The sequence below is a fragment of the Arenibacter algicola genome, from assembly GCF_000733925.1.
In the GTDB taxonomy this organism is placed as follows: Bacteria; Bacteroidota; Bacteroidia; order Flavobacteriales; family Flavobacteriaceae; genus Arenibacter; species Arenibacter algicola.
The window spans coordinates 2,545,047-2,562,451 of record NZ_JPOO01000003.1; the positions used below are offsets into that span (position 1 = coordinate 2,545,047).

A 17,405-nucleotide genomic window follows, 5' to 3' on the forward strand; every position below is an offset into this window, starting at 1 on the left:
CTATTTATTTTTGAATTTTTCCAATGCTTGCTTAGTTTCTTCAGAGATTGCCAAACGTCCGGTTATTTCTGCCCTGTTGGTCAATAAAGTGTCCCAATGTCCCGTACCTTCCCAGAGCACTTTTTTCCATTCCTCCATAGCCTCGGGATTATACTTGGCCAATTTTTCCGTAAAAATATCCAATTCCTTGTCCATTTCATCCTGTTTATCAAAGACCTTGGAAAACAGCCCCTTTTCCTTTGCCCAGTAGGCATTTTTCCACTCATTGGGGGAAAGCGACAGTTCCGACAAGCCGGCAACACCAATTTTTCGCTGTACCGCTGGTGCAATCACCAAAGGCGCTATACCGATGGTTAGTTCTGATAAGCGAATGGAAGCCGCTTCTACGGCAAATACGTAATCGCAGGCAGCTATAATTCCTACCCCTCCGCCAACGGCTTTACCTTGTACCCTGCCCACTATAAGCTTTTTACAGGTCCGCATGGCATTGATAAGATGGGCAAACCCACTGAAAAATATTTTACCTTCGGATAAATTGTCCACTTCCAATAATTCATCAAAGGAGGCTCCGGCACAGAATGCCCTATTCCCTTCAGATTTTATTAGAATTACCGAGACCTCCTCCTTATTGGATAATTCCACCAAGGTCTTGGTGAGCCTTTCCAATAGTTCCGATACAAATGAATTGCTGGCAGGATGTCCAAATTCTACTGTGGCCACACCATTGACGATGCTGGTATATAAACTTCCGTTAGATCGGCTAGTGCCCATATTATTATGGTTAGTGGTATTCAAATTAAATATTCCTACACCTTCGAAATTTTTCTAAAAAAACAAAGTGCGGTGTTTCAAATTTAAACGTTTTGAAGTAGCGGACGAAACTTTCGCCTAAATTTCCATACCAAGGCCCCACCACGAATAAACATCCAAAGAGTAAAGGCTATCCATATGCCATAGAGGCCCCAACCCAGGAATTTTCCAAGAAAGAGTATAGGAACAAAGCCTAGGAAAGTGGCCACCAATAAAACATTCCTAAGGTATTTCATTTCCCCTAAACCTTTAAAAAGTCCGTCGAAAACAAAGGCTACCATATTCATTGGAATCCCAAGAATAAGGATAAAAAATATGGAATAGAAGGCTTGCAATACCGTTAGGTCATTGGAAAATATACGCCCAATGGGCCTATAGAACAAGAAGCCCACCGCAGCAAGTATCAAGCTTATCACAAAACCGTAGAGCATTATTTTTTTCGCCAAATCCCAAAGTCCGTCATAGTTTTTGGCACCCAATAGCTTACCTCCCATAATATTCCCGGCAGCACCATAGCCATCAATAAAAAAAGCCGAAAAAAGCCAAAGATTAATAGCAATGGTATGTGCCCCTATATACTTGTCCCCTAGGGCAGTTGCCTCCCTAACTGCCAAAATTAAGGCAATGTTCAAGGCAAGAGCCCTTACAAAAAGGTTTAGGCTCATGACCACCAATCTACCCAATTCCGGGTGTAGGGGGAATTTAAGTCTAAGGCTGATATTTGTTTTTGTAACCAGGAGTACAAAGGCCATGACAGCCATTATACCTTGGGCAATTAAACTGGCCCATGCCGCCCCTTCCAAATACATGGGGGAAATAATCCCTTCCACCCCATATACCAAAATAAAATCCAATATTATATTTAAAACAGCTCCGGTAATGGCAATCAACATAGGATAATAGGTATTCTGCAAACCTCTAAAAATTCCCATAACGGCAAATACGAACAAGGTTAAGGGAAAACCCCATACCCTTATGGAGTAGTAAGAAATACAGAGCTCCAGAATTTTACCGGAAGCGTTGAGCAAAACAAATATTTCCTCCACGACAAAAACGGTAGAAAGGAGAATCACAATACTCAACACAATGTTCAGGAAAATGGCTTGTGCCGGAAGGGTTTTAACCCTTTCCAACTTGTCCGCGCCCAAGTATTGTGAAATTATAGCGGAAATGGCGCTACGTGTCTGCCCCAATATCCAAATCAACATAGACAAAAACGAACCCACTATTCCTGCTGCCGCCAAGGACTCCATGCCGTCTTGGGGAATGTTGCCTACTATGGCCGTATCGGTTATAGATAGTATTGGTTCTGCAATGCCCGCAATAGTAGCGGGAATGGCAAGATTATTAATCGTTTTAAAATTGATCGGGGTCTTCAAAAAAGAAATATTTTATAAAATTAGCTCATAACAATGAAAGGGAAATTCACTCTGTTTGGGGAAATATATATCCCCAAGCTGCTGATACCCCCGGGCCTAATAGAATTTATTATTGCGGCTATTTTTACTAAAGGTATCAAGCCTTACGGAAATAAACCCGCCTTTACGGGCATAATCCTCTGCAAAATTCATTAAATCCTGGGCATAGCCTTTTCTTTGTTTTTTAGGATGCACTGCCAAGCGATGAATGTAAACATTGTTTCTATTGGGCGTTAACCAATTAATGGGATAATATTCCACATCCATTAGCGTGGACACTACTATTGTCCCAATTATTTCATCATTTTCCTCCAAAACATAAAGTTCCTTACGGGCAACATCCTTTTCAAAGGCTTCTTTAGAAGGATAATACTCGTTCCACTGATAAATGCCCTGGTCTATCATGCTTTTTCCACATGCCTGTGTAATATTCAGAATATCCGGAATTTCCAATATCTTTGCCAATCGAATCATGAACGGTTGAATTTAATTTGTAAATTTATGCTATTCATGAATAATGATATCAAAATAAGGGAAGATACCCTTATTTGGTAATAACCAAGATGTTTAACTACGCCATGTCTGACCAACAAACAAGTATAGGCGCTAAAAACAATTAATACTGAACCGATGAAAAATATCCTTGTTCCTATAGGAACCTCTGAAAATGCCCATGAAACATTACAATATGCGGTGGATTTTGCTACCGAATTTGACTCCAACATTTATGTAATGGAAGTATTTAGTGTAAGTTCCAGTGCCAGCAGTTTGGCCAATATCAGGGAAAAACTGGACGAGCGCACCAAGGAGCACATAAAAGGGGTCATAGACAAAGTGGATGCGAGGAATATTAACATAAAGATTGCCACATATAATGGTGATATTGTTGATGGACTTAAGGATATTGACAGGGATTTGGGGATTGATCTAATTATTTTGGCCCCCAGGAGTAATGACATCCAAGAAGAATATTACCTAGGAAATACTTCCGGAAAAATAGTTAAACAAACCGATATCCCTACCCTTATTGTACCAAAAGGGACCGTTTTTAAACCGTTTAAAACAATTTTGACCGCCTTTAAATCCGGAGTATTAAAGCAGAAAAGTATTTTATACCCATTGGTTGAAATCAAGAAAAAATTCGATTCCAAGGTGAGCCTGTTGTTTGTAAAAACCCCTGGCTACACTAAGGAAGACCTTAAAATAAACATGTCCTTAATGGGCCTGAGTTCTGAACTTACCCAATCTGAAAACCCATCGACCTATTTGGGGGTTCTGCAGCATTTTGAGGCCAAACATCCAGACTTATTATGTGTTTTTAGGAGAAAAAGGGGATTCTTTAAAAAGCTATGGGAAAGGAACACAATCCTTAAATCGGAATTTTATGCCCCGGTACCTGTTTTGGTCCTAAGTGTAAAGAAAGATTAAGAAATTTGGAATTAGCTGTAATTGTACTTTGATTATGTTGGAAAAAGTATTTTCTTTGCGGCAGCCAAATTTGGGGGATTAGCTCAGCTGGCTAGAGCGCTTGCCTGGCAGGCAAGAGGTCACCGGTTCGACTCCGGTATTCTCCACTCAACAAACACAGGGCTTCCAAGAGATTGGGAGCTTTTTTATTTTCCCTAAAATTGAAAAAAGGCTCACTTTAGGCTCACTTTTTATTTTTAACAGAACTTTAACTATTTCTTACTCCATTTGATATTGTTTATTATCGTTTAATTGAAGATTTTAAGATTGCATGAAGATGAAACCTTAAAATTTAGAGTTCAATCAATGTCTTGAAAATTATTTAGTTTGCACTTGCCTTATCCTATTCGATAAGAAATCCGATTTTTATACCAGTCAAAATTTTAACAATATACAATCGATGTACTTTAAATATAATTCACTTGACTTACCCATTTCTCGGCATATATTTTAATTAACCCGCTAATTTGGATCAGTTATTTTGAATTTTTTACACAACATTGTTTTATTTCCTACATTTATTGTATCTTTTTACAGGTTAATTCCAATTGTTCCTTTTTTCTCCCCGTTAATTATTCTTGGTCCATACCATCCAAGAATCACATTTACTGTTAAATGCGATAATTACGAGCCAAGTGTAGTTCATGTAAAGAATATTCAAGACTAATCGGTCTTCATTTATAAACCATCTTCAAAGCCTAAAATTTCATCTGGATTTTTGGGTTATTTTGAGATATTGTAATTGGAATACAGATGATGTTTGGTACCAACCATTTTCCGAATTACCGACAGCTCGATCAAATGGATTGTGGGCCAACATGTGTCAAGATCATTGCCAAACATTATGGAAAGGAATACAGTTTAGATTATCTCAGACAGATTTCAAACTTACGAACGGGTGGTGTATCCTTGGCCGGAATATCTGAAGCTTTGGATAATATAGGATTCGACACTGTCGGAATACGAGCTGACTTTGTAGAGTTGGTAAAAGATGTTCCGCTACCGGCCATAGCTCATTGGGAAAACAATCATTTTATTGTAGTCCATGGCACGTCCAAAAAGCTTATTTATGTATCCGATCCCGCTATTGGGTTGGTTAAATATAGCTACAGAGAATTTGTTGAGAAATGGGTTGGAAAACAACATGGCAAGGGCATTCTTCTACTTATTGAACCTAATCGCCAATTCCTTAACAATCAAGAGGATGGTACTTCTCCATTAGGGCTGCAATATCTTTATCATTATCTGTTGCCCTATAAAAAGTACATAGGGCAATTGTGTCTTGGCCTTTTACTAGCAACGATAATACAGTTATTACTTCCCTTTCTAACCCAAAGCCTTGTAGATTATGGCATAGACTATGAAAATTTAAGTTTCATCTACCTTGTAGTAATAGCCCAGGTTTTTCTTTTTTCGACTCGGCTGGCATCCGAAATTATCCGGGATTGGCTTCTGTTGCATATGTCTACGCAAATCAACATTGCAATGATTTCTGATTTTCTGGATAAATTGTTACTTCTGCCCATTACCTATTTCGATTCGAAGACCAAGGGCGATTTTATGCAGCGAATCTATGATCACCATCGAATTGATGAATTTTTAGGTGGTCGTTCCCTTTCCATTGCCTTCGATCTGTTCAGCATACTGGTCTTCGGATTGGTGTTAGGTTACTTCAATACCGATGTTTTGTTGATTTTCATGATAGGAACATTCCTATTTGGGTTTTGGACGCTCTTGTTTTTAAAGAGAAAGGCCTTCTTGGATCATAAACTGTTTAACCTGAACAGACAAGATCAGTCACTTTTAATTCAATTGATATCTGCAATTAGAGAAATTAAGCTCAATGGATCTGAGCAACGGCGGAAATTGGAATGGAAAAAGGTTCAGGCAAAGTTGTACCGTTTAAAAACCAATATTTTAAAAGTTGATCAAGTTCAGTTAAAGGGAGGCTATTTGCTAAATGAAATGACCAGTATTTTAATAATATTTTGGTCGGCAAAGGCAGTGGTTTATGGGGAAATTACGCTGGGGACTATGTTGGCCATTCAATTTATTGTAGGCAGTCTTTCCATCCCAATATCAAACACTTTAGACTTTATAGTTGGGCTACAACGTGCCACTCTGTCCCTTAAGCGCCTGTCGGAAGTCCATTCCCGGCATATTGAAGTTTCCCCAAATGGAACCAATGTCATAGTTTCTGGAGATATTGTCATTTCCAATGTGGACTTTGGATATGGAGAGAGTGCCTCAAAAAAGGTTTTGGATGACGTATCTATCATCATACCCAAGGGGAAGACTACGGCTATTGTCGGGCAAAGTGGTTCAGGAAAAACAACCTTATTGAAATTATTGCTCAAATTATATGAACCTAAAAAGGGTAACATTAAAATAGGAGAAGAGCACTTGAAATTTGTAAATGCTAAAAAGTGGAGGGAACATTGTGGCGCAGTTCTTCAAGATGGCAGTTTATTCAATGATACTTTGGAAAGGAATATAACCGAATCGGGAGGAAACAAACCTACAAATAGGAAACGTTTGATAGAAGCTGCGGCTATTGCAAATCTTACCGACTTGTTAGAAAATCTACCCCTAGGGTATGATGCCCTAATTGGAGAACAGGGCAGTATACTAAGTGGAGGTGAAAAACAACGCTTGCTAATTGCGAGGGCTATTTATAAAAATCCTGACTATATCTTTTTTGATGAGGCAACAAGTGCCTTGGATGCCGAAAATGAGAAGGTCATTTCCGAGAACCTAAAATCTTTTTGCATGGATAAGACCGTTGTAATTGTTGCCCACCGACTTTCAACTGTGCGTAAGGCAGATCAGATAATAGTCATGGACAAAGGAAAGATTGTGGAAAAAGGTTGCCATCACGAGCTCATAAAGTTGCAAGGAAGATATCATGAACTAATCATAAACCAATTATAGGTCTTATGAAAGACTACGGTATGTACATATACGAGGAGGAAGTTTACTTAAAAAAAGATCCCAACTGGATATTAAGATGGGGTATAGTTTTGGTATTTGGTTTTTTTGTCTTTGCAGTTGGGTTTGCTTACTTATTTTCCTATAATGAGAGTATAACGGCATCAGTGATATTGACGACTACTGAACCTCCAGTACATATAAGGGCAAAAAGGACGGGAAGAGTGGTGGAAGTAACCTTTGATGCAGGTGATATTGTTACCAAGGGTGCAGTTTTAGGAGTTATGGAAAACACTGGGGATGTCACTGATATTATCGCACTAAAAGAAAAACTTTCAGAGGAATATCCCCTGGTTATGAATTTAAAGTCCTTGTCAGATCAATTTCCAAGTCATCTGAGGTTAGGCAGTCAAATCCGTCCTTTTTATAATAGATTTCTCAATGCCTACCGCAACCTAATTTTTTATAATGCCTTTGGTAATGAGGCTTTGGAGGAATCTCAATTACAACAACAGCTTATAGGGCAAACCAAAAGCATTGAAAACAAAATAAAAGAAATTAATGGTATACAGCGGGATCTTGAGATAGCCAAAACCGACTTTGATCGTTATCAAGACCTTTTCAAAAAGGGAGTGATATCCATGCAGGATCTTGAAAATAAGGAAATTGGATATTTGAAAACCCAACGGGAATATGGTAACCAAGAACAACAATTGAACCAATTGCGACTGCTTTGGGCTAGTACTCAAAACCGTAAAATGCAGTTTGATAATTCCCATATAAAAAATGAGGGCATTTATAGTTCCAAGTTAGAGTTGGAGCAAGAGGAGTTAATTTCTGCCTTATACGAATGGGAGGAACAGAATCTTTTGAAGAGCCCTATACAAGGTCGAATCTCTTTTTTCGAGGTTTGGGGCAAACATCAAAACATAAAAGAAAATCAAGTGGTATTTACAGTGGCCCCGAAAGAGAGCCAAGAGCTGTTGGGTAGGTGTCAAGTTCCTATTCGCAACTCTGGAAAAATAAAACCGGGGCAACGTGTCATTATAAAATTGGAGAATTACCCATATAGGGAATGGGGCACACTTGATGGAGAAGTGAAAATAATTTCGGAGGTGCCCACCAAAGGTGAAAACGAGGGCTATGTGGTGTATGTACAGATTATGGATCTAGAAACATCATATGGAAAGATATTGGAATTTAAACAGGAAATGATTGGAAGTGCGGAAATAATTTTAGAGGAAATTACACTTCTTGAACGAATTTTTTATCAATTCAGACACCTCTGGTCACATACGAAACAATGATGGGAGATAGCGTAAAATATCGAATTCTAGGATTAGACTTTATGATAGGTTCGGTATTCTTATGTTCAATTTTAACATTGTCTTTTGCCCAGGAAGCCGGAACGCCTCAGGATACACTTTTTTGGGATGTGGATTATTTATTAAGCAGGAGCTATGAAAGTCTTATGGATATGCAAGATGAGGCTTATGGAAACAAATCTCTACAAAGACTTCGAGTTCTTACAGAAGTTCATGCCCGTAAAGCTAAAAATGAGGCCAATCCTATTGAATTGGCCAATGCTTATTATTATAGAACCATTATTGAGGAGCCTGAATTGGCGGTTTCCTATGCGGATTCAATTATTCTAGCGACCAAGGATAGTGACCATTCGGAACATCCAACCTTTGGCTATATTCTTAAGGCAATTATCTATTATGATAAACGGGATTATCAATTGGCAATGCAAAATTATATAACCGCATATAACCATGCCGTGAACAAAATGAATTTAGAGGACCAAATTACCTGCTCTATGGCCATTGCTGCCATACGCAACCTTAACGGTCAACCTCATGCCGCAGCAGATATTTATACCAGAACGTTGAAATTATTAAAAAAGGAGAAAGATTATGAACATACACATTACGAGGATTATATGCTATTGATGTATAACCTTACCCTTGCACACCTACGATTGTCCCAGTTGGACTCGTCACGTCTGTATTATAATATTGGAATAAAAAAGGCAATAACAAATAATGACAGCATGGAATATCGTGATTTCGTCCTGGTAGGTGCGCAGTTGGACTACTATGGGGATGATTTTCAAAAAGCTAAAGATACTTTGTTAAAATATACCCATTTGTTGGATGGAAATAGCCAGGCCATGAAACTTTATTATTTAGCTAAAATTGCCCAGCAAACGGGAAACAATAACTTGGCCATTCGCTACTTTCAACAAGTCGATTCAATTGTAGAGGAAACCAATAAACCATTTGATGCTATAAAAGATGTATATCAACAATTGGTTATGCATTATGGATTAAATGATGATCAGCAACGGGAAATTGAGTCCATCGAAAAACTTATTTATTTTGATAGTTTGATGACAACTGAGCAAAAAGGAATTATTCAACAGGCTACGGTAGCATATGATCTTCCCTATCTGAAACAACAAAAGAAAAGGGCTGAGGAGCAGCTTAAGGCCAAAAATTCCATGAATCTTGTATTGGGTATTATGACGTGTCTAGCTTTTTTGGCCGGAATACACTTTTATGTTAGGGCTAGAAAGACCAAAAAAATAGTCAGAAGATTGTTGCAAGATTCCAAGTCGGTTAAATCTTCTTCCAAAAAGGTAGGTGTCCACCCAAATTCCGTTCCCGAAGATATCCGGAACGACCTTCTATTGAAATTGGAGGCATTTGAAAAGTCCGACCTTTATTTGAGCAAAGATTTGGATATGGCCCAATTGGCTCAAGATATGGACAGTAATACCACTTATTTGTCCACGATTGTAAATCATTACAAAGAAATGAGTTTCCCCAATTATTTAAAGGATCTAAAAATTACTTTCGCAATTGAAATGCTTTCCAAGGATCCCCAACTCTTGAAATACAATTATCAGGGATTGGCCGACACCTTTGGATTCAAAACTGGGGAATCTTTCTCTAAAGCATTTTATGCCAAGACGGGGGTATATCCTTCCAAGTTATTGAAGGAACTAAAGAATAGAGAAAATGCACGTCATTTATAAATGGTGGTTTATGTTATCTGGAGTATATGTAAAATCGGACTAACTTGGTTTGGCACAATTATTTGTTAATCTATAAATTCAATGTCATGAGAAAAAAAATGGAAGACTACAAGAAAAGAGCTTTAAAGTCACTTACCAAAATCAAGGGAGGTGTAGATGGACCTATAGATACGGATAAAATAAAAAGGCCAAAAAGAGGGCACAGAGATTAAGGCTAAGATATAATTTATGATTAGGGACCAATTCAACCGGTCTTAACTTTCTATGTTGAAATGTGAAAATTATGGGAAGACCAACATTATTATTTTGTGGACTATTTTGCTTCCTACTTTCATGTAGCCAAAAGAAGCCTATGCCCATATGGAAATATCCTGAAATTTCCCCCACACCTGAGGTTCAAGACTACTTTGGAAGAACGGTTACAGATAGTTACCATAATCTAATGGATCTAGAGGATAGCCTTGTGCAGAACTGGTTCAAGGTCCAAGATTCCTTGGCGGAAGCATACTTTTTAAACAATGACCTTACCACCCAATTTAAAACTCGCTTTCATGAATTGGAAGGCAGGACAAGCGGTGATATCCGCATGATCCGAACAGATGAAAATGAAAATTACTACTATTTGCGCTATGATGAATATAAGGATATCGATGTGCTTTTTTACAGAGAAAAGGGAGGCAATTTAGAAACTGAACTTTTTGATCCAAGCAGCTATACTAACGAAAAGCGAAATATAAGTTATTTGGAACCCTCCTATGATGGCACAAAAATAGCTATTGGCTTGGACCCAAAAGAGGAATTTACCTCCACAATTCTAATTTATGATGTGATAAACAAAAAGTTCTTAAAAGACAAAATAATCCATATAAATCCGGATTTTGGTGAAATTGAATGGCTGCCTGATAACTCTGGTGTAATCTACCTTTATTTTCCTATTGTTGAAAAATCCGATCCCAATTACAAAAAACACTCGTTTTCTGTTATCCATTATTTAGGAGATAATCCTGAAAAACGAACTCCAATATTTGGTTGGGATAAGACCTTGGAAATAGCATCTGATTATTATCCTAAAGTAAAAATAGGGTCGAGTTTGGACTCCTATATTGTTGGGTATGCTGCAAAATCTGGAATTTTTTATGATAGTTTTATTGCCAAGATGACAGATGTAATGCTTGGCAAGCCCAAATGGAAACCGTTTTTTAAAGCATCCGATAAGATTTATTACAATCAAGGGGAGATAAGAGAACAATATTTTATTTATCGCAGAGCTACGCCTAACGGTAATGAACTTTGCCAAGTTGAAATAGGTAATCCCAATTTCAATAATCCACTAATTCTCGCGACCGGAAGCAGGGAAAATCCCATTACCCAATTTGAGGTCACTAAGGACCATATATATTTTGTTCGTGAAAAATTTGGGGTCGAAATTTCAATTTTTAAGATTGATAATCAGGTAAATATTACTCAACTGAACCCACCTTTTGTTCCTGGATATGCAGCTTTTTTTGGAGAGTCGGTTGCACATAAAAATATTGGTATAGGTATGGATGGATGGACTTCCAATTATATTCGTTATTGTATAAATGACGAAGGAGATTTTACTAATGAGGGCATTTTGGATTCCCCTCAATTCCCGGAATTTGAAGATTTGGTAAGCGAACAAATTATGATCAATTCCCATGATGAGGTTGCGATTCCATTGTCTTTGGTTTATAGAAAGGATATGAAACTTGATTCCAATAACGATGTGTTTATCTATGTTTATGGGGCTTATGGTGAAAGTATGAGTCCATTCTTCTCGCCTACATATCTAGAATGGGTTAAGCAAGGGGGTATTCTTGCTTTTCCACATGTTCGAGGGGGAGGTGAAAAGGGGGAAGACTGGCATACTCAGGGGATGAAAGAATTAAAATACAATTCTTGGAAGGACCTTATTGCTTGTACGGAAGCCTTGATAAACAAGGGGTATACCCGCAAGGGATTGATATCCCTTTATACCAACAGCGCCGGGGGGATTACTGCTGGGATGGCCGTTAATGAACGTCCTGAACTTTATACTTCCTTTATTGCGGAAGTACCAAGGATGCATCCCTTTGGTCTAGAATCTGCCACTACGGCCAGTAGCACTAGCTATATTGAATACGGTACAATAAAAGATAGCCTGGAGTGTCTTGGTCTTATACAAATGGACCCCTATATAAATCTAAAACAAGACAAATACTACCCGGCAACCTTACTTATGCCAAGCAACAGTGATGACCGGATACCCCTATGGGATAGTGGTAAATATATTGCCAAACTTCAAAAATACAACCTCGCCGAAACTCCCATAATAATGGATATTGACTATCAGTCAGGACATGAGAATTCATCGAACTACGACCATGCAATAGAGGCCAACGCTCGGATATTTAGCTTTGCGAAGACTATTATGAAGCATTAGTTAAATCGTTTTTCTTTGTTTTCTTCGGTTGGTTGATAATTTTAAGGTAAACATAGTATGTTCTTGTGGTACTTTTAATTTCTTCAGTGAGGTCTTCATAAGACCATTTAAATAAGGATTAATCTTATGCTTTATATTGATGATTAACAGATAATTTGATTGAGAATCGATATTTTTTTAGTTAATATTTTGACCATATAATTATTTTGTTATATTTGTAGGACAAAAGGGATTTATAGGAATAATATGAAGTCGAAACTAACAGTTACAACACTCACCGATCAGGTTGAGGCAAGTATTATCGAATATATTAAGGATAACAAACTTGTTCCTGGTGATCCCCTTCCCAATGAAAAAGAATTTGTTGAAATGTTCAGTGTGGGTCGAAATGTGGTAAGAGAAGCCATGAGCCGTTTGAGAATGTTGGGAATTCTGGAATCACGCACGAAACGAGGTATAATAGTGAAGGAGCCTCCTTTGTTAAACGGATTCAAGAAGGTATTGGACCCTCAGCTTCTAAGTGTGCCTACCATTAAGGAACTGATGGGGATGAGGATAGCAATGGAAGTTGGGATTGCGGAGTTTTTATTCACAAATGTTACGGATAGGGATATTGCAGAACTGGAAAATATTATTTCAAGGCAACAGGCAATAGGCATAAATAATTTGTCCATTGAGGATGAAATGCAATTTCACCAAAAAATCTATGAGATAGCCGGAAACAATTTTATTCTGCATTTCTATGAATTAATGCAACCTGTTTTTGTATTCGCCAAACATAATTATGAGAGCTATTTTGAACCGATAAACAAGAAACTTCAGGAAAGTGATGGAGTCGTTACCCATAGTGATTTATTACAGGCCATAAAGAATAAGGATAAAAATTTATATCAGGAAAGAATCAGAAGGCACTTAAGACCTTATTGGGAGTTCTTGTATAATTATAATAATATAAAATGACAATAAAGAAAACTAAAGGATTAATTGCCGCACCGTTTACTGGAATGAACGCGCAGGGAGGAATTAATATAAACAAGGTTTCATCCTATGCTGCCCACTTGAAAAAAATGAAAGTAAAGGGTGCATTTGTGGCAGGAACCACAGGGGAAGGATTGTTTTTGAGCGATAATGAGAGGTTGGACGTGATCAATGCTTGGGTTGCGTGTAAGGAAAATGATTTTCGTGTAATAGCACATGCCGGAAGCACGAGCTTGGCGAGTGCAAAAACTTTAGCCTACGAATCCGCCAGGGCGGGAGCTGATGCGATTGCAATAATGGGCCCGCCTTTTCTTGGGCCTAACCAAGAGGAAAATTTAGTAGAATTTTGTGCTGATGTGGCATTGTCAGCTCCTGAGATCCCTTTTTATTATTACCACATGCCTTCTCTTTCTCGTGTAAATGTTTCGATGGCAAAATTCTTGAGCCAAGCCAAAAATAGAATTCCAAACCTTGCAGGAATTAAATTCACAGACAATAATTTGATGGAAATGTCCAATTGTCTTTCCGTGGATAATGGTAAATGGGATATTCTCCATGGTTATGATGAATTGCTTTTAGCAGGATTGTCCTTTGGAGCGGAAGGTGCCGTTGGGAGTACCTACAATTTTTTAGCACCATTGTATTATGGTATTATTGAAGATTTTGAAAATGGTAAAATAAATGAGGCAAGGGAAAAGCAGCGTAAGTCAATTGAATTTATTGGCATACTAATCCGATATCATGGAGCATTGGTTTCGGGTAAAGCAATTATGGGATTAATCGGGGTAAGTTGTGGGCCATGTAGAAAGCCCCTTGGGAATTTAACTCCCGAAGAAACGCGGAATTTGGAACGTGAACTTAGTGATTTGGGATTCTTTGAAATGATCGAATCTTATTAGTAAAGCTTTGCAGGTAATTATTAAAGCTAGATTATAAAAACAGTAAAAGTTTTTATAATAAAAAAGCCCCACGTTGGAGCGTAGGGCCAGTATTAACTCAAAAAAAGTATGAATTAATTTAAACACTTCAAATTTATGAAAAATATTACTTATTCAACTTCGAATAGGTACTTTGTTCTTTCTGCATTGAGAAAGACAATACCTATTAACTTGCCTTTAATTATATTTTGTTTTTTGACCTCGGGTCTATTCGCACAGGAAACTATTACTGTGAATGGTTCGGTTTCTGATAGCCAAGGGGTTCCTTTGCCTGGAGTGAGTATTGTTCAGAAGGGCACTACCAATGGGGTTACTACCGATTTTGATGGGCAATATAGTATTAATGCACCATCAAACGCCACATTGATTTATACTTATATAGGTATGTCTTCCCAGGAAATACAAATTAACGGTAGACAGGTGGTCAATGTGGGTCTTCAGGAATCCACAGAAAGTCTTGATGAAGTGGTAGTTGTTGGTTTTGGTACCCAATCCAGATCACTCATGTCAAGTTCAGTATCTAAAATCAAACAAACCGAAATTCAAAATAGTCCTGCAGTTAATCCAGTTCAGCTATTGCAGGGTAAGGTGGCAGGCCTAAGTGTAAATGTTGACTCGGGCCAGCCTGGTTCCGGAGCAGCTGTTTACATTAGGGGAGGTACCCAAACGGATCCACGTTCAGGAGCCAATGAACCTCTTTATATAATTGATGGCGTTTTTAGGGAAGATCTTAATGGTGTTAGCCCTAGTGACATCAAATCCATTGAAGTTCTAAAAGATGCGGCCTCGACAGCTATATATGGTGCCCGTGCTGCCAACGGTGTTATCTTGGTTACAACTGTTACTGGGAAGGAATCTGGAAAAGGGCGTATTAACATACGTTATTCAACAGGAGTTGATCAGCAAGCCAAAGACTATAATTGGACAAGTGTAGAGGATTATCTAAGGGTATCAAGATTAGCTGCCCAGAAAGGGGTGAGTTTAAACAGTCCGGGAGCTAGGCTGACAAATGCAAACTTTGGATATTCTGTTCAGGAACTATCGGAAAAAGGGGAATTTGGTTTTGAACGTATTGCTCTGACCTATTTGGACGATTTGACTTCTTTGGAAGGGCAGGCATATGTAGATGGTTTATTGGCCAATGGCTATAGAACCATGACGGATCCAGTCACAGGCAGGGAGCTGATATTTATTGATAATAAACTTAATGAAATTAGGGTCAGATCTGCAATTACACATGATATAAATGTAGGAATGTCAGGTTCGTCGGAAATGGGTAATTATAACATTAGTGCCGGTTATTTGGATCAAGAAGGTGTCGTAATCGGAACAGGTGCGACTAGATTTAATACTTTAATGAATGGTACTTTTAATATTAATAATAATCTAGCTGTTAATGGACAATTCACCTATCAATTCAACGATATTGACCAGCCCAGGAGCACCAACAATACCATCAATAGATCTTCTAGGTTGCCGCACACCTATAGAATTTGGAATGATGATGGTACTCCGGCATTAGGAGAAAGTACTGGTTCACCAAGAAATATTTTCCATGAATTGTACTATCAGGATGACGAAAGAAAACAATTTAGGACGAGCAGTAAAATTGGCCTGGACTGGAATATTATAAAAGGACTTTCTTTTTCACCAAGTGCTTCTGTTTATAGGTTGGAAAGCAACGGGAATTTATTTGAACGGGCTTCCAGAGAAGTTACCAATCGGGCAATGTCCAGATTTAATGATACGCAAAACCAGGTGATGCTCGATGGTTTATTGAAGTATACGAATACTTTTAATGAAAAGCACAATTTGGATGTGTTGCTGGGAACCCAATATGTTAAAAATCATTTTGAAAGTTTTAGTGGTAGTGGAAGTAATGCCCCTACTGACCTAATATCAACGCTAAATGCCTCGGAGACGGAAAGAGAAAGAGTAACTTCCGATATTTCTACCAACAAGTTGATGAGCTTTTTTGGAAAACTGGATTATAATTTTGCAAGGAAATACCTTGTAGGTTTTAGCATCAGGCGAGATGGATCCTCAAGATTCTCAGAAAATAATAGGTTTGGTATTTTTCCTGCGGTATCCGCGGGTTGGAATTTGCATCAAGAAGAATTCTGGAAATCGGATTTGTTAAGTAAGGTAAAAATTAGGGGTAGCTGGGGTAAAGCCGGTAATGACAACTTAGCTCTTTCGGACACTCAAGGTGGGTTTTCTTCAACTTCCTACGCCTTGGGCAGTGCTGTTAGGATTTCCAAACTTCCAAATCTGAACCTAAAGTGGGAAACGACTACACAAACTAATATCGGTTTGGACCTGGGCATAGCCAAGGACCGTTTCAATATTTTAATCGACTACTACAATAAGGTTACTTCGGACAGATTGCTAAATATGCCTCTTCCGGCGCAAACAGGATTTAGTAGTATCAGAAGTAATTTTGGGTCCCTAACCAATCAAGGGGTGGAAATGGAACTGAGTGGAACCATTATAGCCAAAGAAAATTTTTCATGGAACTTGGCCGGGAACCTTGCATATAATAAAAGTGAAGTTACCAAATTACCTGATAACGAGTTTGATAAAAACCGGAATGGAGGGCTTATTATTTGGGATGAAAATGGCAACGAAACCAGGGTTGGAGGTCTTGCGGAGGGTGAAAGACCCAATGGAGTTTGGGCCTACGAAATGATCGGTGTTTATGCAACGGACGAAGAAGCGGCAAATGCACCTGATGATCAAGTAATGTCAGGATACTATAGGTCACAATATGGAGGAGCTAAAAACGGCGGTGATGCAATTTGGAAAGATGTCAATGGTGACAACATTATAGATTCTAGAGACCAGGTATTTATGGGGTATGTCGATCCAAATTTTCGTGGGGGAATGGTGAATACTATATCCTATAAAGGGCTTTCGTTGCGATTGGTGCAAGATTGGGCTACTGGTCACGTCATTTGGAACAATTTTAGAGCGAGATCAAATGCAAATTCCAGAAATAATGTGGTAACCAATACCGATGTTCTAAGTGATGCCATGTGGAAAGAACAAGGAGATATTGCTACTTTACCCAGATATGATAACGCTTCTGGTGCTGATAACGGACCGGGCAATCATCATAGACAATCCAATATATATACAAAAAAAGGTGATTATTTGTCATTCAGGGAAGTATCTCTAAGCTATTCATTTCCTAAGGATATAAGCTCAAAATTAGGGATGAGCAATACTAGTCTCGGATTGGAATTTTACAATTTGGGATATATAACCCAATATGACGGTCTAACACCAGAACAGTTTGATGGCACGGACGAGGGAATATATCCAAGACCCTTTCAAATAAGGCTAAGACTAAATGCTTCATTTTAAGTAAAACGAAAAAAATA

Annotated in this window: 11 protein-coding genes, 1 tRNA gene and 1 pseudogene; 10 read left to right on the top strand and 3 right to left on the bottom strand. The window is 38.3% G+C overall.

Going from position 1 to position 17,405, the window contains the following annotated elements; genetic code table 11:
• From U735_RS0121510 to U735_RS24745, 3 genes and pseudogenes are all read right to left on the bottom strand, one after another.
• Complete coding sequence (locus U735_RS0121510) at positions 1-771, bottom strand: enoyl-CoA hydratase/isomerase family protein (RefSeq protein ID WP_031445798.1); 771 nt, start codon at positions 769-771, stop codon at positions 1-3.
• Positions 772-854: 83 nt separating this feature from the next.
• Positions 855-2,189: an MATE family efflux transporter gene (locus tag U735_RS0121520; RefSeq protein WP_031445799.1), complete on the bottom strand. Its 1,335-nt coding sequence runs from the start codon at positions 2,187-2,189 to the stop codon at positions 855-857.
• A 12-nt stretch (positions 2,190-2,201) separates the two neighbouring features.
• A pseudogene (locus U735_RS24745) lies at positions 2,202-2,702 on the bottom strand (GNAT family N-acetyltransferase).
• Between the two features lie 156 nt (positions 2,703-2,858).
• Here U735_RS24745 and U735_RS0121530 point away from each other — a divergent pair.
• The 10 genes from U735_RS0121530 to U735_RS0121575 all read left to right on the top strand — a co-directional run bounded on the left by U735_RS0121530 (position 2,859) and on the right by U735_RS0121575 (position 17,388).
• The gene (locus U735_RS0121530; RefSeq protein WP_031445800.1) at positions 2,859-3,656 is read left to right on the top strand and encodes a universal stress protein; all 798 of its coding nucleotides are present in this window, start codon (positions 2,859-2,861) and stop codon (positions 3,654-3,656) included.
• 72 nt (positions 3,657-3,728) lie between these two features.
• Positions 3,729-3,802, top strand: a tRNA-Ala gene (locus U735_RS0121535).
• 646 nt (positions 3,803-4,448) lie between these two features.
• Complete coding sequence (locus U735_RS0121540; RefSeq protein WP_232233303.1) at positions 4,449-6,626, top strand: peptidase domain-containing ABC transporter; 2,178 nt, start codon at positions 4,449-4,451, stop codon at positions 6,624-6,626.
• A gap of 5 nt (positions 6,627-6,631) precedes the next feature.
• A complete protein-coding gene (locus tag U735_RS0121545) occupies positions 6,632-7,930 on the top strand; it encodes an HlyD family secretion protein (protein ID WP_031445802.1) in 1,299 nt (432 codons plus the stop codon).
• Positions 7,927-9,663, top strand: a complete 1,737-nt coding sequence (locus U735_RS0121550) for a helix-turn-helix domain-containing protein (protein WP_031445803.1) — start codon at positions 7,927-7,929, stop codon at positions 9,661-9,663. Before U735_RS0121545 ends, U735_RS0121550 begins: the two co-directional genes overlap by 4 nt.
• 86 nt (positions 9,664-9,749) lie before the next feature.
• Positions 9,750-9,875: a hypothetical protein gene (locus tag U735_RS26095; RefSeq protein ID WP_262482706.1), complete on the top strand. Its 126-nt coding sequence runs from the start codon at positions 9,750-9,752 to the stop codon at positions 9,873-9,875.
• A gap of 140 nt (positions 9,876-10,015) precedes the next feature.
• Positions 10,016-12,106, top strand: coding sequence for a prolyl oligopeptidase family serine peptidase (locus U735_RS0121560; protein WP_031445804.1), 2,091 nt, complete (start codon positions 10,016-10,018; stop codon positions 12,104-12,106).
• Between the two features lie 246 nt (positions 12,107-12,352).
• Positions 12,353-13,066: a FadR/GntR family transcriptional regulator gene (locus U735_RS0121565; protein WP_031445805.1), complete on the top strand. Its 714-nt coding sequence runs from the start codon at positions 12,353-12,355 to the stop codon at positions 13,064-13,066.
• Positions 13,063-13,983 carry a dihydrodipicolinate synthase family protein gene (locus U735_RS0121570; RefSeq protein WP_031445806.1) on the top strand — a complete coding sequence of 307 codons (921 nt, stop codon included), beginning with the start codon at positions 13,063-13,065 and terminating at the stop codon, positions 13,981-13,983. The genes U735_RS0121565 and U735_RS0121570 overlap by 4 nt, the downstream gene beginning before the upstream one ends.
• Positions 13,984-14,118: 135 nt before the next feature.
• Positions 14,119-17,388: a SusC/RagA family TonB-linked outer membrane protein gene (locus tag U735_RS0121575; protein ID WP_051892276.1), complete on the top strand. Its 3,270-nt coding sequence runs from the start codon at positions 14,119-14,121 to the stop codon at positions 17,386-17,388.
• Positions 17,389-17,405: the final 17 nt, after the last annotated feature.